Source organism: Pseudomonas sp. 2, assembly GCF_056627435.1.
The window spans coordinates 309,993-332,500 of the sequence record NZ_JBWXNG010000007.1 but is presented as its reverse complement, the minus strand read 5'-3'; the positions used below and the strand labels follow the sequence as shown (position 1 = coordinate 332,500).

The following is a 22,508-nucleotide window of genomic DNA, read 5'->3' as shown; positions in this document are numbered from 1 at the left end:
GGACGCGACCCCGGGCGACCGCCGGCAAGCCGGACTGCTACGGGGGCGGCGTTAGCCGGTCGCTTTTGATTTTGATCTTCGTGCGCGCAGGTTCAGACGACGCAAAACGCGACTTGGGTGCAGGCCGAACGGAGGTCCCGCGTAGTGGGTCAAGCGGCAGGATGCCGCGCGAGGCGCGGGGCCATGGATGGCCCATTCGCGCCGGGCCCAGGGAGCGGGACCGGAGAGAGGGTACCCGACGAAGTCGGGCCAAACCAGGAGCAGGACACCTTGGTTACTTGGGTGTCTTTTCCAAGTAACTCGACGAAGTCGAAACGCTTCTGCCGTTAGGCAGAACCCGCAATAGGCAGGTCATCACAGCAAATGGATGTACACCCCAACCCAGAAACCGACACATCAACCCCGCGGGCTACTGCCCGTCTTCGGCTGGCTTACTTTGGGTCAAATAACGCTCCAGCGTCTCATTCGGCGCGCTGTTGTCCCCCGCTGCCTGCCACATGTGCCGCTCGATCCCCTGCGCCACCAGATGCCCCACCGCCGCCTCGATCGCCGACAGCACACACAGCTGCGCCGGCTCGTTGGTGGTATACCCGGCCTCCAGCTCCAGCAGCTTCTTGAACTCGACGAACTTGAACACCCCGGCGTTGTAGCTGGTCGAGTAAATAGTCTTGCTGGTCATCACATTGGCCAGCACCTGCCCGGTGCGCACGTCCACCGCCCGCAGGTTGATGGTCACCTGATCGACCCGGTACTCCTGCGAGCCACCGATGCCCAGATACCGCGCGCCCTCCCCGCCACTTCTGACGTTGGTGTCATAGGCGACGATGCCGCCTTCGAGCATCAGGTTGGCCGACTGCAGCGGCGGTAGCTCATTGGCCGTCGGCGCACTCACCGGGGCGCCGTCGGGGCCCATCACGGCTGGCGGTTTCTTCTGCCCGGCGCGGATGATCTTGCGTTCGGTCAGCAGGTTCTGCAGCCCTTCACGCTCCAGCACCACGAACCAGCCGCTGGCCTGCATGGCGTCCATCAGCATGCTCGCCGCGCCCTGGGTGACGCTGGTGGAAAAGGAACTGGCCGGGGTGGGTTTGTACTGCCCGGTCTGATCGCGGAACCCGTACACCACCGCCACCAGACGCCCCTTGGGCCGGGGCATGTTCAACAGGTCATAGTAGGTCGACGCCCGCGGCGTCAGGGTGGGAACGTCCCTAGGCTGCTCGGCAGGCATCGGCTGGCGTACGCCACAGCCCTGCAGGGCGGCCATCAGCATCAGAATCGGGATGCACTTGTTCATAATCCTTCGCTCCTCTGGAACTTCAGCGATCGTCAGTTGACGGTGAGGCCGTTGACGTTCACTTCCGATACTTCGCCGGTGGCACGGTCGGTGATCTGAATGCTCAAGGCGCCCGAATCGTCGACGACGTTGATGATGAAGGCGTCGGTGGTCAGGCTGCCGGTGTTGCCGTTACGGATGTTGGTCAGCACTTGGGACAGCAGGCTCGATTGCAGTTGCTGGCTGAAGCGCTCCAGGGCCGTGGTGGCGGTGGTGGTCGAGCGTTTCAGGTCGGGGTCCTTGAAGTCGTTCTGGGCCTGGGCTTCGTTGAGCAGCGTCGGGCCGTTGAGCGGGTTGCCGCCGAAGTTCGGGTTGACCGGTGTGTAGACCAGCTCGGTGGCCTGGCTCGAAAAGCTGAAAATGCTCAGGCACAGGCAGGTCGAAACGGCGATGATTGTTGTTTTCATAATTCGTCCTTCCCCAGATCAGTGTTGTCCTGCAGTTGAACCTGCAGCTTGCGTTGAACGACCGCAGCGCGGACCTGGTCGGCGGCGTCTTCAGCCAGCTCGCGGGTCTCGGTGGCGTTGGGTGCGATGAAACGGCGGTACACGATGCGTTGGTCATACTCGACCCAGATCAGGCTGCCCCAGCGTGGGTCTGGCCGTTCGCGCACCACCAGGTTGAAATCCAGGCGGCTGGTGGCACGCAGGCGGTCGGTGAAGGCGTTGTAGAAGTTGTGGCCGACCAGCGAGATGCAATCGTCGACGATGAAACCCATCATTTCGTCTTCGTCGTCGGCCAGGCACGCGCCAGCGTGGATGCCGGCCAGCAGCATTGCCGCGCCCAGGCACACGGCCTTGAAGTTGGCGTTCAGGCTTTTCATTGGCTGGCGCCTCCCAGCGGTGAACCCAACGAAGTACCCAGCGCTGCACCCGGGCCTGTGGCCGCCGGCGCAGTCAGTGTGGCGGGAGTGCCCGGTGCGCCGGGGCGGTTGTTGGTCGACTCCTGGAACGCGTTCTCGGCGACGAAACGCCAGTCGGCGTAACTGGTCATGTTCTCGAACTCCTGCCATTGCGACGGGAAGTTCGCGACCTTGAGCGGGGCCTGGGTCGAGAGGCTGTAGACCCCGGTGATGCGATTGTCGATGGACCGGGTCAGGCCCCAGCTGGTGCTGCCGGTGATGGGGTCCGGGTACAGGCGCCGCAGGTGGCGCTGGATCGACGGAAAGCGATGATCTTCCAGCAACTCGTCCAGCGACTCGGGGTACTGGGCCACGCCGGTGCCGCTGCGGTAGTAGCTGCGCAGGGCCTGGGCGTACTGGGTGCCGACCCAGATCAGCTGCAGCTCACGCTCGCGCTTGCCCACGGTCGACCAGACCTGCCCCACCGCCGCCAGCGCAGTGCCCATCATCAGAATCAGCAACAGCGCGCTCATGTAAGTGAAGCCCTGCTGCTGGCCGGGCATAGCGCCTGCGCCGCTACCATTGACCGAAAAGACTGCCATCACGCGCCCTCCCGGTCGAACCGCTCTTGATATCCGCCACCGTGCCCTGCACGCCTTCGGGCGGCGGGACGATGACCCACATGTCGTTGCGCCCGGTAACCGGGTCTTCCGGCAGGCTGCGCAGGTAGCGCTGGGTGACCATGTCTTCCAGCGATTCGGGGTAATGGCCGGTGTCGCCGTAGTAGTGATCCAGCGCCTCGCGCATCACCGCCAGGCTCTGGCGCAGTGCGGTCTCGCGGGAGTTTTCCAGGCTGGAAAAGTAGCGCGGCACGGCGATGGTCATCAGGGTGGCGATGATCGCCATGACCACCAGCAATTCGATCAGCGTGAAGCCGTTCTGTCTGCGCATGATTCACCACTCCGAGTAGGCGATGCCGTTGAGGCCGCGACCCTTGGCCCTGGAATACACGTCGAACACGTCTTCGCCGTCCCGCGGGTTCTGCGCCGGGCTGTCGTAGGCGCGCAGGCCCCAGTCGTCAGCGGCGTCGCGCTTGCCCTTGCCGAAGCCGCTGGCAGACGCCGTGCTGACCGGCGCCAGCGGGTCGTGGGGAATGCGCCGCAGGAAAAAGATCTTCGCGCCCTTGGGGCTCTTCAGATCGCGCACGCCGTTGACCAGGACCTTGAGATTGGCCGGGTAGCCGTTGCTGCTCACCGACTTCTCGATGCGCCCCGAGTCGGCGGCACGTTTATAGGCGTCCAGCGCATCGCGGATCTGATACAGCGCGGTGCGCAGCTCCTGCTCCTTGCCCCGGCGGATGATGGTTTCGGTCAGGGGCGCGGCGATGCTCGCCAGCAGACCGACGATGGCCAGGGTCACGACCATCTCGATCAGGGTGAAGCCGCGCGTGGTCCGTTGGGCGTTCATGATCAAGGCTTCTCGACGGCAGGTGCGACGGCCAGTGGCTGCGACTTGCCGCCCACTTCCACGGTCACCGGCATGTCCGGATTGACCGAGTCGATGTGCATGCTGGTCTCGGTGCCGGTGCCGAATTCCATGTCGCTCGGCGCCTGATACGGCAGGTTGCGCACGATGCGTGGGGTGATCGACAGCACCAGCTCCGATTTGCCCACGGTGTCCTTGTTGCTGCCGAACAGCCGGCCCAGAGCAGGTATGTCGCCAAGTCCGGGGATCTTGTTGCCGGTGGACTGCGTGTCATTGCGCACCAGGCCGGCCAGGATCTGGGTTTCGCCGTCGTGCAGACGCAGGGTGGTCTGGGCGTTGCGGGTGTCGACCTGAACCGGGATGGTGCCGTTGCGCGTGGCTTCCAGGGGCGTGGCGTTACTCACTTCCAGGGCAATCTTGATCGCCACTTCATTATCGAGGTGAACGATCGGGGTCACCTCCAGTTTCAGACCGACGTCCAGGTAAGTGATGCTTTCAGTGATCACCGGCCCCTGAGTCGATGGCACCGAGGTGGCGCTGATGATCGGCACCCGCTGGCCGATGTGGATGCGCGCCTGTTCGCGGTTGCTGACGCGAATGGTCGGGCTGGCCAGGGTGTTGACGTCGTTGTCCTGAGCGTTGATTTTCAGCTGTGGCGAGGGCGAGATCGAGATCCGGCTGGAGTTGATGCCGCGCAGCTGGTTGAGCACGTTCACCGCGGTGCCGTCGCTGTTGATGATGCCAAAGGTGCTGGGCCATTGCAGGCCCAGGTCGAGGATGCGCTGGCGGGCCACTTCCATCACTTCCACTTCCAGCACCACTTCAGGGTTGGACTGATCCTGGGAGAAGAACAGCTTCTCGGCCATGCGGATCGCATCCGGGGTGTCGCGCATGGTCAGGGTGTTGAGGCGCTCGTCGATGAACACGTCGCGGGTCTTGAGCATGGTCTTGACCATATTCAGCGCGGTATTGGCATCGGTGTTGGTCAGGTAGAAGGTGCGCATCACCAGCTCCTGGTAATCCTTGAGCTTCTGCGGCGAGTCCGGGTAGATCAGCAGGGTGTTGTCGTTCACCACTTTCTGGTGCAGCTGGTTCTGTTGCAGCAGCAGCTGGATGGCGTCTTCGATGCGCACTTCGCGCACGAAGATGGTGGCCTTCAGGTCAGCGCGCATGTCCTTGTCGAAGATGAAGTTCAGGCCTGCGACTTGCGACAGCACCTCGAAGATCACCTTCAGGTTGGCGTCGCGAAACTCCAGGGTCACCGGTTTGTCCAGGCGGGTCTTGAGCTGCGGATAGGGTACGGCGCTGCGCGAACGCAGCAGGTCGACGTCTTTCTGCAGCTGCAGGGCGCCCTCATGCCGTGGGTCCAGGGCCAGCACGGCGCGGGCCTGTTGCTCGGCACCGGTGACATCGCCCCGGCGCAGGCTGGTCTGGCCCTGCACCAGCATGGCGTTGATGTTGCGCATCTGTTCCAGCAGGTACAGCGCATCGCGAGCCCGGCCGTTGTTCGGCTCGATGGCCACCACCCGCGAGTAATCGATGGCGGCGCTGTTGAAGTCGCGCTGAGAGCGCTCCGAATCGGCCTTGGTCAGCAAGGTCTTGACCGCCCGGGCCTTGGCCGAGGTCAGCTGAATGCGCAGGGTGGCATCGCGCGGCTTGGCATTGACCGCCTCCTGCAGTTTGGCGATGCCCTCCTCGTACTTGCCGTCCTCGATCAGGTCCTGGCCGATGGCCCGGTTGATGTCTGAAGCACAAGAGGACAGCAGGACCCCCAGCGAAAAGATGCAGCCCAGCAACAACGCGTTCGAAGACAACCGCAGCGGACTCATGGCGCACTCCCTACAGACAAGGTCTGAGCAAACTTCAAGGGCAGATAGACGAGGCTCATTTCAGTGGCCGAGATGCGATCGATCTTGTAGGTGTCGTCGATCACATCACCGGCCCTGACCACATAGAGCCGTTCTCCGTTTTGCAGGAACACCTGCAACTGCTGGCTGTCTTCCAGCTTGCCAATGAACTGGAACGGAAGAGGCGGTGCAGTGGGCACCGTGGGGACAACGGCGGCGCTGTCCAGCGCCGCCTGCTGTTCGGCCGTCACCACCGGGGCGACGTACCAGCTCTGGGCGGCGAACAGGTCGACCTGCGGCACCACCAGGCTTGCGGATTTTTCGCCGGCGCGAGCCACGTCGGCACGGGCCTTGGCCATGGCGGCCTGCTGCTTGACGGCGGCCGGCTGCACGTTGCTGGCAGCTTCCTGGGTCGGTTCGCCGAAGAATTGCTCCGGCATCCAGGCGATCAGCCCGCAGACGCCGAAAAACGCGATCCAGCCTGTTACGCGACGATTGTTCATCACGACCTCGACAGGTAAAGGGTCATGCGGATGCGCCCGGACAGCTCGGTATCGGCGATCCGTTTGCGTTGAAAATCCACGTCCTCGACCACCACCGCCGGCAGCTGGGTCAGCAGCGCGTGGAGGAAACGGCGCAGTTGCGGGTAGTTGCCGCGCACCGGCAGCAGGATCTGGTAGCGCGCCAGTTGGGTTTTCGGGTCGATGCCTAAGGCGTATTCGCCGCGGGCCAGGTTGATCTTTTCCTTGCTGGCCATGGCGTAGATGCGGTCGATGACCGTGGTCGCATCCAGCTGGGTCGGCAGGCCCTTGTGGAACTCGTCCAGTTGCTGGGACGGCACCACCAGCAAAGTCGCGGTGCCGTTGGCGACCTGTTCCAGAAAGGCGTTGGCCTTGTGGCTGTTCTGGCGCAGGGTGTCCAGCGACTGCCAGTCGGGCAGCAGGCCGAACACCCCATAGGCCAGCACCAGTGCCAACAGCGCTGCGCCCCCCAGGCCAGGCAGGCCTGCCCGTTGAACGTGTTCGCGCAGAATCAGGCTAGGGACGGACATCGCTCACCTCCCAGGTGGCCAGCAGGTTGAACAGGATCGGTTTCTGCGGCGAGTTGGCGACGATCTCGTGGTTGACCAGCGAGACGTCACGCAGCTCCGGGCTGTCCTGCAGTTGGCGGTGGAAGCTGAGCATCGCTTCCAGATCCCGCGCCTCGGCGGTGATCCGCACCTGGCCCTTACGTGCGTCGGGGGTCAGGCTGAGCAAGGCGATGTCCTGGCCGCGCAGGGTTTCCAGGGCGGCGAACAGCCGCTCCCAGGGCCGGCGCAACTGGGCCGACACCTGCTTCATCTCCATCAGGCGCAGTTCCTGTTCGCGCTGCTGCGCCGGGGTCAGGCTGCTGACGGCGCCACCGGTGTGGACCTGCAACTTGCGTTGCGCGTGGCCCAGCAGGTTCTGCTCGTCCTGGATGTCCTGGCCTACGATGTGCGCGCCGGTGGCGACCGTTGCACCGAGCAAGAGGCCCAGCACCAGCACGCTCCAGCCCAGTTTGCTGCCACTGCGTTGTGGCTGAAATTCCAGATTGAGGTCGCGCATGTCAGTTCACCGCCGCGGCCATGATGTGCAACGGGTCCTGGATGTCGCCCTCGCCTGCCGGCAACTCCAGGGTCTGTACGCCGAGAATCTGCGGGGCGTCGTGGTGGCGGGCCGGGGCATGCACGAACAGGTCGACCGGCTTGTCGCCATTGAGCCCGTGCAGTTCGCTCTCGCGGGCGATCATCGAGCCCAGCGCCGCATCACTGTCGGCGATGCGCAGCGAGCGCACCGCCGTCCAGCGACCGTCCCGGGCCAGCAGCAAGGTGCTGCGACCCGGTTCAGCCACTACAAACAGAAAGTCGCGGTGGCCGAAGCTTTTCTGGAAGCGGTTGAAGGCGCTCATCAGGTAGGGCTGCACCGACACCAGGCGCAGCCCCTGGGCCTTGACCACCGCGCGCAGCTGCTCGAGCAGGGCTTGCGGCAGGGCCACGGCGATGCGCGGCAGGCCGGCGCTTTCCGGCGACAGGCTCAGGGTCCAGGGCTCGGCGCATTTGCCGAAGGTGTCCTCGAACACGGCGCTGGCGTACACCTGCAACTCGTCCGGGGTGCTGATGTGTTCGCTCCAGGGAATCAGGCCGAAGCGGCTGTAGTGGCTGGACAGCAGCACCGTCAGGCGGGCGCGGCCCTTGACGTGTTCGGCCAGCACCCGTTGCAGGGTGTCCAGCGCCAGTGCTGGTGTGGCCTGACGGTCGGCGATGAACCCGGCGCTGCCCAGCCAGGTGCGGCCCAGGGCGTCGCAGCGGGAAAGACCGACGCCGTTGGCGCCGATCACGGCCACGTAGTGATCACGAAATGAAAGTGACACGATTGATCTCCTCCAGCGTGGTCCGGCCATCGCGCACCAGTTCCAGAGCCGAACCGCGCAACAGGCGCAGGCCACGGCTGCAGGCGTAATGCTTGATCTGGGAAATGGGGCTGCGCTCGACGATCATCTGGCGAATCTCGTCGTCCAGGTGCAGCAGTTCGGCGATCGCGGTGCGCCCGCGGTAACCGGTGCCACGGCAGCGGCCGCAACCGGCGCCATGGACGAAGTGGTAATGGGCGCTGTCCTCCGCGGTCAGCCCCGAGGCGCGCAGTTGCTCCTCGCTCGGGGTCACAGCCACAGCGCAGCCGTTGCACACCAGCCGGATCAGGCGCTGGGCGAGTACGGCGTTCAGTGCCGAAACGAAGCTGTAGGGGTCGACTTCCATCTGGGTGAAGCGGCCGATCACGTCGAACACGTTGTTGGCGTGGATGGTGGTGAACACCAGGTGGCCGGTGAGCGCCGACTGCACGGCAATCTGCGCGGTGTCGGGGTCGCGGATCTCGCCGACCATGATCTTGTCCGGGTCATGGCGCAGGATCGAGCGCAGGCCGCGGGCGAAGGTCAGGCCTTTCTTCTCGTTGACCGGGATCTGCAATACGCCGGGCAACTGATATTCCACCGGGTCTTCGATGGTGATGATCTTGTCCACGCCGTGGTTGATCTCGGTGATCATCGCGTACAGCGTGGTGGTCTTGCCGGAGCCTGTGGGGCCGGTGACCAGCACCATGCCGTAGGGTTCGGCGGCCAGGCGACGCAGGCTGAGCAAGGTGGCGTCTTCGAAGCCCAGGGCTTCCAGGCGCACGCCGCTGACCCGGTCGGCCAGGTCCTGTTTGTCCAGCACCCGCAGCACCGCGTCTTCGCCGAAGATGCTGGGCATGATGGAAATCCGGAAGTCGATCTGGCGGCCATTGATGCCGATCTTGAAGCGCCCGTCCTGGGGCACGCGCTTCTCGCCGATGTCCAGCTCGGCCATGACCTTGATCCGCGAGATCACCTGATCGGCGAACTCGGCGCCCTGCACCTTGCTGATGTTGTTGAGCACACCATCGATACGGTACTTGATCACCAGGCCGTTGCCGGTCACCCCCAGATGGATGTCGCTGGCGTGCATCTTCAGGGCATCGTAGAGCGTGGAGTTGACCAGCTTGACCACGGCACTGGCGTCTTCGCTGATGCTGGTCAGGGACAGGGTTTCCAGCGCGTCGTACTCGTGCTGCTCGTCGCCCTGGGTGTCGAGGGCGGCGACGGCGTGGAAGCCTTCTTCCTGGCGGGCCAGGTAGGCGGCCAGATCGGCAGCGTGGCACAGGTACAGCGCCGCGCCCTGCAGGCACTCGTCGATCCAGGCCAGGCGGCCGTCATCGAAAGGGTCGGCGAACACGCCCACCAGCGCGTCCTCATGGCGCAGCATGACGAACTCGCGTTTGAGCGCCTGCGCCAGGCTCACCTGGTCGAATTCGGGGGTGCACTTGAACAGGCTCGCCGCATCGAGCACCGGGTAGTGCAAGGTGGCGCCCAGGGCGCGGGTGAAAGCGGCGGGTTCAAGCTCTGAAAGGCTTTCGAGCGCCTCGATCGGACGTTCGTTGGCGCTGGCGGCGCGTTCCCGGGCGGCGGCCAGGAGGCTGCCGGGAAAACGGCTGGGTGTTACGACTGGCTGAGCCAGCGGCGGTCTCTCGACGACGAGCGTAAGACTTTCCATCGAATGCACTCCCGGACCCCAAAAAAGGAACCACACATTCGACGCGCCTGACCGTCCGTGGCCGGTTTGCCGTTTCCGGAGGGATTACGCCCTCCGGACCCGGCTAGAGTTTGCCCTCCCCGTTTACGCCCGCGTTGTCGCTGTCAGGCGACGGGGTCTGCTTGTTGCCACGACGGTCGGCATGAACCCAGGTACCGTCGTACAACTGCAACGGGAAACTCTCTGCCGGGCTGTGCCGCCGCTCGATGAACCCGGTCGCCTCGGGCGCCCTGTTCGCCGATCGCCGCTCAGTACCCAACAAGTCACAGACAGCTCGGGCGAGTTCCGCCAGCGGAAACGGCTTGAACAGAATGTGGCTGACACCCAGATCGGTGGCTCGACCGCAGACTTCGCTGGTCGGATGTCCCGTGATCAGAATGAAAAAGCAGTCCTTCTGTTTGCGTACCGCATCGAGTACCTGAAACCCTTCCATATCGGGTAAGCGAAAATCGAGGACAACCACGTCCGGCCCGAAACCTTCTGCAAGGTCGATGGCACCAGCGCCATCGTTCGCGACCCGGACATCCAGGCTCTTGGCCTCCAGATACGACTGAAGGTTCTGCGCCAGGATCTGCTCGTCCTCTACCACCATCACTTTGTTTAACAAGGGCGACTCCTGAATTCGGGACAGGTCCTGTGGCCCGGTCTGGGGAATGCCGCCTTGTAGTGGTACAAGAGCACTGTTCATGCCAGACCCTCCTTTCGAAAATGGATTGACCCATGCCATTGATTTTCTTCAATTAAAAATGAAGAGCACAGGTATAACCGCAACCCCACTACCGGGGGCATCAGCCATCGCTTACCGGATTTGCCCCCACTTTCGGGGAAAACCCGGGTCATCGCTCAGCCACCCGTTCTATCTTGCTCACCTGACGCAATCGCTGCAGCGCCGACCGCACCGCCTGGGCCTGTCGTTGCTGCTCCAGGGCATGGCGCGCCATGGCCAGGCCCTGGGTGTCGCTGGTGACGCTATCTGCGACTGTGTGCTCAACCTTGATCAAATGCCAGCCATAAATGGTCCGCACCGGTTCGCTGATCGCGCCCGCCTTGAGTGCGAACGCCGCATCGGCGAATTCCGTCACCATGCTTTCACGAGAAAAATAGCCCAGATCGCCGTCATCGGCTGCCCGGCTGTCCTCCGAATACTGACGGGCCAGCCCGGCGAAGTCTTCACCGGCGACGATCCGCGCGCGCAGCTGCATGGCCCGCAGGTACACGGCCTGGGCCTTTTCTTCATCGGCGTTGGGGTCTACGGTCAGCAAAATGTGCCGGGCGTGGATGCGCGGCGACGCCTGGCGATAGAAAGCCTGGACCTCGGCGTCAGGGGCCGGGGCGATCTGGCTGAGCTCGCCGAGCATGCGCTGGCTGGTCAGCTCGCGGCGCAGGTAATCCTTGAAGGTGACGCTGTTGAACCCGGCGTCTTCCAGACGGCGGTTGAAGATGTCCTCGGAGGTGAATTCGTTGCGCAGTGCCGTGTAGTTGTCCTGCACGCTCTGGTCGTCGACGTGAATGCCGCGTTTGCCGGCCTCTTGCCAGAGCAGTTCCTTGTCGATCAGGTCATCGAGCGCCGCGCTGCGCAGGCGGTTGTAGGCCACCGGGTTGCGGATGGACCCCACCATGCGGCCCTGGGCCTGCAAGTAATCGACGAAGTAATGCTCAAGCTGCATCTGCCCGATCTCCACGCCATTGACCCGCGCCACCGCGCTTTCCCCAAAAGTGGGGTCTGCCACCGCCTCGGTGCGCCCGACGCTGAGCAGCACACTGGGTAACACAAACGCCAACATCATTAACAACAACCTGAGTTTCATGGCGAACACTCACTTCAATTGGCAGCATTGACCCTGACGTAGGGACTGATCAGTTCAAAGCGCTGCTGCTGCAAATCAACGGTCACCACATGGGCACCCGACATGCCCAACCGTTGCCCCGGCCCGAACCCCAACAGTGGGGTCAGCCCGGTCTTCACATCGTGCAAACCTTCCAGGGCCTTGATCAGCGGCTCGCGGGCGGGATTACGACCGATCTGTCGCAATGCCTCGGCCACCAGCAACACCGAACACCAGGCGTCGACCTGCAACACCGCGTACTGACCGTTCAAGCCGCTGCGCTGGCGCACGTCGGCCAGTGCCGCACGGCCTTCGTCGGTCCAGTCGCTGGGCACGAACGGATAGGCCAGAAACAACTTGCGCGAAAACGCCACAGGCAGTTGCCAGACGTCGCCGGGCGCCTGCGCCGAGGCAGCGAACAGATACGGCGCCTGTCTGGCCTGTTGCAGCGCCTCGGCCATGGCCCGCAGGTCACTGGCGCGACCGAGGAAGAACACGCCCTTGGCGTTGTCCGCCGTGACGTCCCCGGCCAGCCCGCCACCGGCCACGTACTCGCGCAGATTGACGTCGCTCCAGCCCTGGGCATTGAGGTGCTGCTTGAGCAATTCGGCCTGGGCGCGTTCGAGTTCGCTGTCCTCATAGACCACCAGCACCTTCTGCTGCGCGAGGTTCAGGTGCGCGGCGGCGTAGTCGGCCAGCGCCTGCAGTTGCCCGCTCATGCCCGGCAGCGGCTCGAAGATCATCGGGCTGTCCTGTTGCAGCCCCAGCAGCGAGACCGAGCCGACCAGCGGCAAATGCGCCTGCTCCAAGAGCCCGGCCAGGCGGCTGTCCAGCGCCGGGGCCAGCGGCGAGATCAGGGCGAACACGCCTTTTTCCCCGGACAGCCGCTTGAGGGCAAGCTCGGCGCTGGCAGCGTCGGGGCCCGGGTCGGCGATTTCCAGCTCCAGACGACGGCCATGGATGCCGCCGGCGTCGTTGATCGCCGTCAGCGCACCGATCAACACCGCCGCCACCGTGTCGCCCAACGGCGCCAGCGCGCCTTCGGACGGCAGCAAGGTGCCCAGGCGCAGGGCCTTGGGTTGCACGCCGGGGTCGGCGTCGTCTTCCAGGCGCTTGAGGTAGGCCAGCAGATTGGCCTGATCCTGGCTGGACATGACGAAGCGCGGCATCGCCGGATCCAGCGCCTGGCCGCCCGAATCGATGCCTTCCACCACCGCGTGGGAGAACCCGCTTTCGCTGTACGGCGGTCGGCTGCGCCCTGCCCGGATCTGTTGCGCATAAGGCGTGCTGAGCCGCCGCCAGGTGATGTCCGGCGGGCGCACGCCGCCTTCCGGTCGCCCGCGCCCGTCGCCGCCATGGCAACCGGCGCACGGCACACTGGCCGCCGACACCGTGGTGCCCGACAGGCCGATGCGCGCAGACACCTGCGCCCCGCTCTCGGAAATGCCCTCGCGGTACAGGCGCTTTCCTGCGGCCTCGGCCGGGCTCAGCTCCAGGGCATGGGCTGTTCCGGTCAGGCAACACAGCAGGCTCAACAGCGCCAGCGAGGACTTCATGGTGGACTCCTCAACGCCCTGCCAGCGGCAGGGTCAGGAATTGCAAGCGTTGGGCGATGGCATCGACCGGCGCATCCGGGCGGATCTTCGCCCAGCGCTTGGTCGCCACATCGCCGACGATCAACTGCGTGGAATGCTGCTCGGGGCTGGGGATGATGTGGCCCAGCCGGCCGAGCACCAGGTCCATCTGCTCCTGGGTGCCGGTCAGGAACCGCCAGTTGGGGCCGTCGACCCCGTGCTTGGCCGCGAACGCCTTGAGCACCTCGGGCGTGTCGCGCTTGGGGTCACTGGTCAGGGTGATGAAATACACCTTGCTGGCCAGCGGCTCGCCCATCGCCTCGCGCACCTCCTTGAGCTTGCGGGTGATCAGCGGACAGGCCTCGTCGCAATGGGTGAACACCACGTTGAGCAGCACCAGCTTGTCCTTGAGCTCGTCGCTGTAGAAACGCACGGTGTTGCCGTCCTGATCGAGCAGCGGCGTGTCGGTGAAATACGTCAGTGCGTCATGGGTACCACTGGACGGCGGCGCCACCTGCACCGGTGCAGCCTTGGCCAGGGTGGGTTGTTCGTGGGCGTCGTGGGCGTGAACCCCGAATGCCATTACAGCGAACGCCAGCAACACAGCGGCGCGTTGAGCAAACACAAATCGGCTTTTGATTCTGGCCGAAGGCCGTAGGAGTCCAGCTTGCTGACGATCTGCCGGGAACCGGCAGTCAGGCCAGGCACCTCGGATGTACCTGAACCAATGAGTCAGCCGGGTTTGCTGCCGGTTCCCGGCAGATCGCGGGCAAGGTGGGACGCCACCCCGGCAGCTCCCACGCCCTCCGGGCAGAAGCAGAGAAAAGCTCTTCATGGCTGATCCCCCATCACATAGGTGCCGTGCTTGACCGGCTTGGCCACGCGATCGGCGCGCAGTTGCTCGACCCGTTCAACGAGCTGCGCCGGGTCGGCGAAACCGTAGTAGCGGGTCCAGTGGCTGCTGCGCCCGTCGCCGACCATGATCAGCGGTGGATGGTTGGCCGGGTCGGCGGTCCAGGTGCCCAGGCCCTTGAGGGTTTCGTTGATCGCCTGGGGCGTGCCAGTCAGCCAGGCCCAGCCCGGGCCGTTCTGGAAGCGGTTGGCATAGCTGAGCAGGCGCGCCGGAGTGTCACGCAGGGGATCGACAGTGATCGAGACGATCTGCACGTCATTGCCGACCTTGGCCCCCAGCTGTTTCTGCACCTTGGCCATGATCGCCGAGACCACCGGGCACACCGTGGTGCAAGTCGTATAGACAAACCCCATGACGACGATGCGGTCTTCGACCAGATCGCGCTTCAGGTTCACCGGCTGGCCGTTCTGGTTGGTCAGCGGCACATCGGCGAAACGCACCACGGCGTTTTCCTGGGTCACCTGTTTGTTGTGCTGCGCATGATCAGCGCCGCCATGGGCGAGCGCCAGCGAAGATCCCTGGGCAATCAGCAAGGCCAACAACGAAAAACCGAGCAGCGTTTTCATGGCGTGATCCTGTCGGAAACGGACGGGCTTTGGTTACTCAGGTGCACCGGCGACTGATCCACCGGCATGACCCTGAGACTGGCGTAGGACTGCTCGCTGGCCTTGATCCCCAGCGACTCGGAACGCACGTGCAGGTAGTAGGCGCCGGTTTCCGAGAGATCGGCCTTGGCCTCGTAGATGCCGTCGCCAATTTCGGTGGCCAGCACTTCGCGAGGCCGCGAGCTGGGCGCCAGGAAGTAGCGCAGATAGACGTCCTTGGCCCCGGTCATCGGCTGATCGCCGCGGCCATGCACCAGGCGGATGCGGATCGGCACCAGTTGCCCCACCGGCTCGAAGCGCCGTTCCAGCAGGAACGCCACCCGCGGCACGGCCAGGCGTTTTTCCAGCGCCGGATTGACCTCGACCTGGGCGGTGAAGCAGTGAATCAGCTGCGGCTGGTTGATCATGAACGCCACGTCGAAACTGCCGGCGCTGGGCAGGCGCACCCGCGAGCTGTAGACCCCCGGTTCCACCTCGCGCAGGCTGCGGTCGATCACCCGCACCGCGCGCGCGGCGCTGCCGCGGTTGAGGTAGCCGGACATCGGCGCGTTCATGCCTTCGGCGTAGAAATAGGTGGTGTTGTCCACCGGGTTGACCACGAACACCGCGTCGTTGTCCCGCGCCTGGGTCAGGCCGGTGGCCAGCGGCAGATCCCCCGCCAGCCGCGGTGCCGAAGGCCCGGCTTCGAAGGATTGCAGGATCGGCTGGCGGTCCTTGCCCAGGCTCGCCAGGTTGATCATGGTCACCCGCGGCGAAGCGAGGCCGCGGATGTAGGCGTACTTCTGGGTCAGGGTCAGCTGGAACGGCTCGGGGGAGACTTCCAGGTTATGAATGACCGAGTCGCTGGACGCATCGATCACCACCGCACGGTTGTTGAAGGTGTTGAGCACAAAGCCGAAGCGCCCGTCTTCACTGAAGTTCATCGGGCCCAGCCCCTGCTGCGCGGCGATCACCTTGCGCACCTCAAGGCTGTTCGCGTCGATCACGGTGATCGAGCCGTCCTGACCGTCGGCCACGTAGACCGCATCGGACAGTGGCGAATAGGCCACGGACAGCGGATGCAAGCCGGTTTTCAGGGTTTTCGCCAGGCTCAGGCTGGCGATGTCGATCACGCTGACCGTACCCGCGTCGCGGCTGCTGACGAAGGCGTAGCGCGAGTCCTTGCTGAAGGCGATTTCGTGGTGGCCCAGCCCGGTCGGCACGAAGCTCACGACTTTCTGGGTCTGGGTGTCGATCACCGTCACGCCGCTGGCCGATTCGTTGGGCGCGTTGTTGCCGACCCACAGATAACGCTCGTCCGGCTGCAGCGCCAGGCGCAGGGGCCGCGTGCCGGCCGGCAGGCTCAGCAGCACGTTGAATTTCTCGGCGTCGATGATCGCCACTTCGTCGGCGCTGGGCATCGACACGAACACGCGCTTGTCGTCCTGGGTCGATGTCCAGTCCCCGCCCGGCTGTTTCAAAGCGATGCGGCTCATGGTGCTGGTGATGCCGCCGACCGACACCGTCGGGTCGATCACCGTGGCGCTGGCGTCCTTGTTCAACACCATCAGGAAATAGCTGTTCAGGTCCAGCAACGGCCGGGCGCCGATGGTGCTTTTCAGGTACAGCCCCACGCGGGATTTGCACTGCTGGTCACGGTTGGTCGACTGATCGCTGGCCACGCTCGGGTCCAGCCAGGCCCCCGGCGCGATGCCGGGCAACGGTTGGCCAGTAGCCGTGTCGGTCACGCTGAAGCGCACGTCGGCAAACATGCCTTCGGTCAGCGGGCCGCTGTTCAACGGGCGCGCTTCGAATTTGACCGTCACGCCATTGCGGCTGACTTGCCGGTCATTGGCAATCACCGGGACAGCGGGTGGTGGCTCTCCGGTGCCCAGCGCCGGGTCGGCATCCCGGGGGGTATCGCCCGAGTGCCCCATCAGCGACAGCGTCACCGCCAACGCGCCGCCTGCAAAAGCGCCTCTGATCCATCCGTTCACGCTGCACCCCCTGGAGGAACCGCGCCGTCGCGCCGGTTCCGCTTGAGTTGTGGCTGGCAGGCCGGATGTTGTTGTAAGGGCCTGCCGCTTCGTCTGGTCATTTCAAACCCCTGCCCGGCCTATTGCGGCGTGGCAGGTTCTGGATCGTTGGTCACGCGCAGGATGCCCCACAGCCCCGAAAGGTTGCCGTAGCCTGCGTAGTCACGGAACAGGTAGTCGCCCGCCACCGCGTTGGCCCCGCCCGCGCTGGGCAGCATGAAGCTGAAGTGCGCGGCGGGCAGCACGCTTTCCTGGGCACCGACGTACATCGACATCGGGTTGTAGGCGAAGCGCACCGAGCCAATGCCCGAAGGGCCCATCGGATAACCGCCGGCATCGGACTTCTCGGCCTGGAACGGATGCGTCGGCCACACATGCCCGTCCAGCTGGAAGGTAGTACCGCGGCTGCCACCACCGGGCATGACCATGTGCATGCGCAGCGGCTGCCCGGGCTTGGCGTACAGCACCGGGGTCTGCGGATCGCCGCCCACCAGCGCGTTGCTGTAGGCCATGTGCGCGTTGGGCACATCGGCCAGGCCGTGGCCGTCGGCGTGGCCGAACGGCGCATCGGGGGCCATCGCGAAGCGGTACCACATAGGCTCGGTGCGGTAGTTGAGCGCCATCCCCGAGTTGTCCTTCGGATCGGATGGAATGCCGTGCCCTTCCGAGGCGATGTTGTGCACCGGCCGGCCGCTGGCCCAGCGCATGTTCAGCGACTTCTGCACCACCAGCATGAAATCCCGGTAGGCGGTCTGCCCGGTCACATTGACCGTGGCGTTGGCGCGCGAGCGGCTGTCTTCGGTCCAGGTCGAACCGAACGGCATGATCGCCATGGCCCCGCCCAGGCCTTTCTGTGGCTGCTTGATCAGGTCCGATGGCGTCAGGTTGAAGCCGCCGAACTCGATCGGGGTGGCGTTGATGTTGTCCACCGCACGGCCCAGTTGCGACACCGGCTTGCCTTCGCGTTCCAGATGGCCGGCGTAGTACTGGTAAGTCTTGCTCGGCCAGGGGCCGGAAGTGCCGGCGCGCGGGGCGACGGTCTGCACCGGGTTGATGCCGACGTTCACGCCGTCGGACTTGCTGATGTCGTAGGCCAGCAACTGGGCGTGGATGCCGACATGGCTGGACGGCCGCATCAGGTTGTTGTTGAAGGTGGTCGAGCCCTGTCCGCTATTGCGGTCGCGCTTGACCGTGCCGGCCATGACCGCCACGTTCGGCAGGTCAGGCATGGCCGCTGGCAGGCGGTTTTCCAGAGTGAGGTTGATGCAGTCCCCTGCCGCCGCGCGCAGCACCAGCGGCTCGATGGGCACGCCCGCCTTGAGCTTGCCGGTGATCGGGTCCAGATCGGCCTTGCGCACATACATGATCGCGGTCGGATCGTGCAGCGGCCCGGACTGCCCGCCGATGGTGAACGACAGGCCGTCTTCCGGATCGGTCACGGTCGCCTGGGGAATGGTCACCGCACGCTTGTTGAACACCAAGGTGCCGCCCGCCGGATTCAACGGCGCGCCGACGTGCTGGCCCTGCCCGGCGGCATCGCCGATGGTCAGACCCAGGGGGTTGGCGAGGATGTCGTTGGCCAGCGCCGCGACCACTTCGAAATTGCGCTGCACGGTCGGCCGGGTGCCGACGCCGCTGGCGTTGGCGGTGTAGCGCGGGCAGACGCCGTCGAAGGCCGTGGTGTTGCGCCCGATTACAGGTTTGGGGTTGTTGGGCAGCGCCATCAGGTCATTACGTTGCGCGCCGTAGTTGCGCATGATGCCCCACATGCCGTTCCAGTAGCCTTCCAGCGCCGCGTCCATGGCGTACAGGTAGTCGCCGGTGTCGCTGGCCGCGCTGGACATGGTGGCGATCGGCGCGTTGAAGCCCATCTGCTCGGAGATGCCCACCATCTGCGAGGATTTCCACCCCGAGTTGGAACTGTTGCCGAACCCGGTGCCGGACTGCAGCCACTTGACGCCGTGCAGGGTCACGTTGTGCTCCTCCTCATGGCCGCCGGCATGCACCCGCAGACGTACGTTATCGCCGGTGTAGGTGCGCAGCATCGGTGTGAATGGATCGCCCGGCAGGTCGCCGCCACGGTTGATGTGCGGTGGGAACTGGGTGACGCCGCCGGTGGGTCCGCTGGCCTGGGTGATCGCGCTGGGCGCCAGATTCAGCGCCGGGATCGCCCGGTCGGTGCGGGTCTGTAGAGCATAGGACAGATCGCCGGCCAGACCATTGGCCTGCATCCCCGGTTTGCCGTCAGGCGCCGTACGGTTGGGGTCATAGATGCGCAGCCCCAATGGCTCGTTGCGGTAGTTGACGACGAACATGCCCGGGTCTTCCACGGAGATCGCCTGCGGACACGGCCGTTGGGCGCAACCGGGCAGCACGCCGCCGGCCACTTCCAGCACCGATTCGAGCAGGTTCTCGGCGTCCTTGCGCCCCGGCGGGTTGATCGCGTAGCGGAAGCTGTTGGCGGTGGCCGGGAACGCCTGGGCGTTGGGCACGCCATTGGGCCCGGCGCCGACGTACACGCCCGCCTCATAGGCATGCACGAAGTCGCTGTATTCCAGGAAGAACTCGCGGTAGCTGTCGTTCTTGCCGTCGCCGTCCAGGTCACCGGTGTTGATCACCGCCTGCCAGGAGGTCGGGCCGCCGTCCTGCCGCGCGCCACTGGCCAGTTGCTCGCCAGTTTCGGAATGGAACCAGGTGGAACCGGCCGGTTCGGCCAGCACGGTGGCGTACAGGCCCAGTTGCTGGTGGGTCGATGGGCCAAGATGGTCGTGGGTAAAGATGGTGCCCAGGCCGCGGTCGATGCCACGGGTATTGATCACCGGATCCGCGAACCAGCGCTGCATGGCGGTACGTGCGCCCATCCAGTCGGCCCGGCCGAACTGGCCGAAATATGGATGAGATTTGGCCTTCGGACAGGCTTGAGTGCCATCCCGCGGATCGGCTTCGCTGCACTGGTTGAACAGGCGGATGGCGTGGATGCGCTCCACCACAGTGGCAGGCGAAAGCAGGCCGTCCTCGTAGTTCCAGCCGTTGGCCGAGCCGTCGGCAGCGGTCAGGTCCCACTTGGGCAGGTGGATGTGCTGGCCGATCACGTCGGTCGGCGTGCGCACTTGGTAGTCGTCCAGCTCGTAGATGTTGGGAATCAGGTTGGTCTGCTGGTACATCACGCAGTCAAAGGTGTTCATGCGCATGACCAGCGGCTCTGGTGGTCGCTGCTTGTTGACCACAGGCCAGACGTCTTCCCACAGCGCCAGGATGCGCGCCTGGGGGAAGTGATAGCCGACCTTGTTGTAGACCGCGTCGAACTGCAGGTTGGCGGCCTTGTAGACCCGCGGCTTGTCGGCGGTGTACTGCGACGAGCCGCTGAACGACATGCTGTTCAAGGTCTCGCCGCTGTTGAACATCCCGGCCCCGGCCAGGGTGGTCAGGCGTTTGCCCTGATCGTCCATGCATGGCTCATAGAACGGCGCACCGGCCACCGGCAAGGCGCCATTGGTGCGGAAGGCCTTGGCCACGAACTGTTTGCCCGGCAGCAGCGCGAAGCTTGGGTGATCGGCCTTGGCGTGGAAGCGCATGGCCGCCTGTTCGACGTCGGTGCCTTCTTCGGGCATGAACACGGCTTTGGCCTTGTGCACGACCTTGGACAGATCGGTCGCCGTGGTCACCACTTCGGCCTCACCGCCCGCCGAGACGCCGTCCAGCGCATGGCGCGGCAGGCCGCCGTCCCAGCCGCCCGATTGCAGCGGGTCGAGGTTGGCCCACAGGGAATTGCCGCTGTTGCGCAGGGCCGTGGCCTTGGCGGCATCGAGCATGTCCAGCGGCGGGGTTGGCGGACGCTGGCCGACAGTGCTTTCCATGCCGCCGATCCAGAACGGATAGCCGGGGTTTTTCAGCGAGCCGTCAGGGTTGCGGTTGGCTTCGCTGCGATCCACCAGCACCACGGAGCCTATGACCTTCTGCCCGCCTTCGCCTGGAGGGTCGTCATCGCCCTCTTCATCCTCGTCATTGGCCGCCACCAGCTCGCCCAGCTTGGGCACCACGGCGACCTTGCCCGGCATCGGCGCCATGGCCTTGCCCGGTAGCGGCACGATGGCCGGAATTGGTGTGCCCGCAACGATTTCACCGTCCGGCAAAGCGCGGGCACCCGCCGCCGGTTTACCGCTGCGCAAGGCGAACGGAGTGGTGTGGAACCCGTCGTTGCTCGCTTGAGACACCTCAAGCCGGGTCCCTTCTTCGAATACGTCGTGCACCCGCCACATGGTCCACATGCCCTGGGCGAAGTGCGGATAGAAGTGGCAGTGATAAATCGCGTCGCCCGACACCCGGTTGCGGTTGCCCGAACCACCGTTGGCGATTTCGTAGGTGTAGCCCACGCCCGGCCCGATGCCCTGGGCATCCATGTAGTCGGAGTTGTCGTCATTGGGGTTGTACAGCCACTGATGCCCATGCAGGTGGAAGATGTGCTGTTCCTTGCCGTTGTGGGTGTTGCGGATCTTGACCAGGTCACCGATGTAGCTGTGGTTGACGTTGGAAGGCTCCGACGGATACAGCGCCATGCTCGCCTTGATCCCGGTGGCCTCTCTGGGCGGCACCTGGCCCGGCAGGATCGACTCCAGGCCGACGTTGGCCGGCACGTCCACCAGCATGCCGATGTCGCCGACGGTGTGGGAGCTCAGGAAGAATTCTTCATAGGCGCACGACAGGCAGTCATGCATCGGCCCCACGCCCAAGCGGTTGGCGATCACTTCGGCACCAATACCGCCTGCGCCGTAGTTGATCATGAAGGTGTCGCGGGTCGGCTGCAGCATGTGGCCGAACACCGGGTCTTCGAAGTAACCGGGGAAGGCTTGCGTCACCGCCGTTTCATCGTTGAACACGGCGGCAAAGTCGCGGAACGGCTCCAGCCGGTTGGGTAAGGCCGGGTTGCGCTTGCCGATGCTTTCCAGCGGATAGGTCGACGGCGGGAAGCTGCCATCGGTGTTCGGCCCCATCACCAGCGCGTCGGTTTCGCTGTTGATGATCTCGTTACCGTTGATCATATTGACGATCGGTTTGCCGGCCTTGCCTTCGGTGATCCACGGCTGGCGCTGCGGGTAGCGTGCTTCGTAGTCGACGATGGGCTGCCCGGTGGGCGCGCGGCCGACACTGGCCAGGCGCATTTCTTCTTCATTGAGGGTATTGCGATAGGCGCGCCCGCCCTTGGGCAGCACCACTACCTGGGCGAACAGCCCGTTGGCCATGTTGCCGGAGGTGCCTTCGCTGCCGAAAGTCGCGGCCTGGCTGTTGGCGTTGAACGCCCCTTCGCGCTCGGCGTACAGGGTGTAGGAGCGGGTGCCGCCCGGCGCGACCAGGAAATTGCCGTTGCGCCCGACGTTGGACGACATGTCGGCAATGCTGTTGACCGCCTGCATGCCGTTGACCGAGAAGCCCACGAAGCGCTCGGCGACCTGATCGTTGACCACGAACTCCGGCGGCATGCCTCCACCGACATGGGGCGCTTCGTTTTCGTCCTCTTCACCCTCTTCGCCTTCCGGCTCTTCCGGGTCGAAGCCGCTGCTGTTCGGGTTGGCCTGGGGCGCCAGCAGGTTCTGCAGGCTGATGGTCAGGCAATCCCCCGCTGCCACGCGCAGCACCATGGGCCGCGGACGCTTGTCCGGGCGCAACGTCACCTTGCCCGGCACTGCGACACCGCCCTGGGTCAGCAGCACATTGTTTTCGTCGACCACGTCGCCACGCAGCGCATAGATCATGCCGTTGGCATTCTGCGCACCCAGGCGGTTGTACATCAGCGGTTGATCCAGGGCCACGATATTGGCCACCAGATTGCGCTCGCAGCGCACGGCGGCTTCGACGACGTCCTCGACGGCGAACAAGGCGCCGGCGGACAGAATGAAATTGAGCAGGCGAGATGACTTGAGCCGGTTCATCGTAACGGGTCCTCCGTAA

At 64.8% G+C, this 22,508-nt stretch carries 19 protein-coding genes; all 19 read right to left on the bottom strand.

From position 1 onward, the window contains the following. Positions 1–409: 409 nt before the first annotated feature. The 19 genes from AC1MEK_RS14670 to mnxG all read right to left on the bottom strand — a co-directional run bounded on the left by AC1MEK_RS14670 (position 410) and on the right by mnxG (position 22,489). Positions 410–1,291: a CsgG/HfaB family protein gene (locus tag AC1MEK_RS14670; protein ID WP_480396997.1), complete on the bottom strand. Its 882-nt coding sequence runs from the start codon at positions 1,289–1,291 to the stop codon at positions 410–412. Positions 1,292–1,323: 32 nt separating this feature from the next. Further along, a complete protein-coding gene (locus AC1MEK_RS14665) occupies positions 1,324–1,737 on the bottom strand; it encodes a curli assembly protein CsgF (RefSeq protein ID WP_480396996.1) in 414 nt (137 codons plus the stop codon). After that, positions 1,734–2,105 (bottom strand): curli production assembly/transport protein CsgE, encoded by a 372-nt coding sequence (gene csgE / locus AC1MEK_RS14660; RefSeq protein WP_480397037.1) that lies wholly within the window; start codon positions 2,103–2,105, stop codon positions 1,734–1,736. The genes AC1MEK_RS14665 and csgE overlap by 4 nt, the downstream gene beginning before the upstream one ends. Before the next feature lie 44 nt (positions 2,106–2,149). Continuing rightward, positions 2,150–2,773: a type II secretion system protein gene (locus AC1MEK_RS14655; protein WP_480396995.1), complete on the bottom strand. Its 624-nt coding sequence runs from the start codon at positions 2,771–2,773 to the stop codon at positions 2,150–2,152. Beyond that, complete coding sequence (locus tag AC1MEK_RS14650) at positions 2,748–3,122, bottom strand: type II secretion system protein (RefSeq protein ID WP_480396994.1); 375 nt, start codon at positions 3,120–3,122, stop codon at positions 2,748–2,750. Before AC1MEK_RS14650 ends, AC1MEK_RS14655 begins: the two co-directional genes overlap by 26 nt. Positions 3,123–3,125: 3 nt before the next feature. After that, positions 3,126–3,638 (bottom strand): type II secretion system protein, encoded by a 513-nt coding sequence (locus AC1MEK_RS14645; RefSeq protein ID WP_480396993.1) that lies wholly within the window; start codon positions 3,636–3,638, stop codon positions 3,126–3,128. Positions 3,639–3,640: 2 nt separating this feature from the next. Next, positions 3,641–5,470, bottom strand: a complete 1,830-nt coding sequence (locus tag AC1MEK_RS14640; RefSeq protein WP_480397036.1) for a secretin N-terminal domain-containing protein — start codon at positions 5,468–5,470, stop codon at positions 3,641–3,643. Between the two features lie 11 nt (positions 5,471–5,481). Beyond that, complete coding sequence (locus AC1MEK_RS14635) at positions 5,482–6,006, bottom strand: hypothetical protein (RefSeq protein WP_480396992.1); 525 nt, start codon at positions 6,004–6,006, stop codon at positions 5,482–5,484. After that, entirely contained in the window at positions 6,006–6,554 is a 549-nt protein-coding gene (locus tag AC1MEK_RS14630; protein ID WP_480396991.1) for a GspMb/PilO family protein, read from the bottom strand. The genes AC1MEK_RS14635 and AC1MEK_RS14630 overlap by 1 nt, the downstream gene beginning before the upstream one ends. Beyond that, positions 6,541–7,089, bottom strand: a complete 549-nt coding sequence (locus tag AC1MEK_RS14625; protein ID WP_480396990.1) for a pilus assembly protein — start codon at positions 7,087–7,089, stop codon at positions 6,541–6,543. The genes AC1MEK_RS14630 and AC1MEK_RS14625 overlap by 14 nt, the downstream gene beginning before the upstream one ends. A gap of 1 nt (position 7,090) precedes the next feature. Further along, positions 7,091–7,894: a hypothetical protein gene (locus AC1MEK_RS14620; protein ID WP_480396989.1), complete on the bottom strand. Its 804-nt coding sequence runs from the start codon at positions 7,892–7,894 to the stop codon at positions 7,091–7,093. Then, positions 7,875–9,590 (bottom strand): GspE/PulE family protein, encoded by a 1,716-nt coding sequence (locus tag AC1MEK_RS14615; RefSeq protein WP_480396988.1) that lies wholly within the window; start codon positions 9,588–9,590, stop codon positions 7,875–7,877. Before AC1MEK_RS14615 ends, AC1MEK_RS14620 begins: the two co-directional genes overlap by 20 nt. A gap of 103 nt (positions 9,591–9,693) precedes the next feature. Next, positions 9,694–10,236 carry a response regulator gene (locus tag AC1MEK_RS14610; protein ID WP_480397035.1) on the bottom strand — a complete coding sequence of 181 codons (543 nt, stop codon included), beginning with the start codon at positions 10,234–10,236 and terminating at the stop codon, positions 9,694–9,696. Positions 10,237–10,465: 229 nt separating this feature from the next. Further along, positions 10,466–11,437 carry a peptidylprolyl isomerase gene (locus AC1MEK_RS14605; protein WP_480396987.1) on the bottom strand — a complete coding sequence of 324 codons (972 nt, stop codon included), beginning with the start codon at positions 11,435–11,437 and terminating at the stop codon, positions 10,466–10,468. Positions 11,438–11,451: 14 nt separating this feature from the next. Further along, positions 11,452–13,011 (bottom strand): ABC transporter substrate-binding protein, encoded by a 1,560-nt coding sequence (locus AC1MEK_RS14600; protein ID WP_480396986.1) that lies wholly within the window; start codon positions 13,009–13,011, stop codon positions 11,452–11,454. A gap of 10 nt (positions 13,012–13,021) precedes the next feature. Continuing rightward, positions 13,022–13,612, bottom strand: coding sequence for an SCO family protein (locus AC1MEK_RS14595; protein WP_480396985.1), 591 nt, complete (start codon positions 13,610–13,612; stop codon positions 13,022–13,024). 248 nt (positions 13,613–13,860) lie between these two features. Further along, a complete protein-coding gene (locus tag AC1MEK_RS14590) occupies positions 13,861–14,508 on the bottom strand; it encodes an SCO family protein (RefSeq protein WP_480396984.1) in 648 nt (215 codons plus the stop codon). Further along, positions 14,505–16,463, bottom strand: a complete 1,959-nt coding sequence (locus AC1MEK_RS14585) for a cytochrome D1 domain-containing protein (RefSeq protein WP_480397034.1) — start codon at positions 16,461–16,463, stop codon at positions 14,505–14,507. The genes AC1MEK_RS14590 and AC1MEK_RS14585 overlap by 4 nt, the downstream gene beginning before the upstream one ends. Positions 16,464–16,642: 179 nt before the next feature. Next, positions 16,643–22,489, bottom strand: a complete 5,847-nt coding sequence (mnxG, locus tag AC1MEK_RS14580) for a manganese-oxidizing multicopper oxidase MnxG (protein ID WP_480396983.1) — start codon at positions 22,487–22,489, stop codon at positions 16,643–16,645. Positions 22,490–22,508 lie beyond the last annotated feature (19 nt).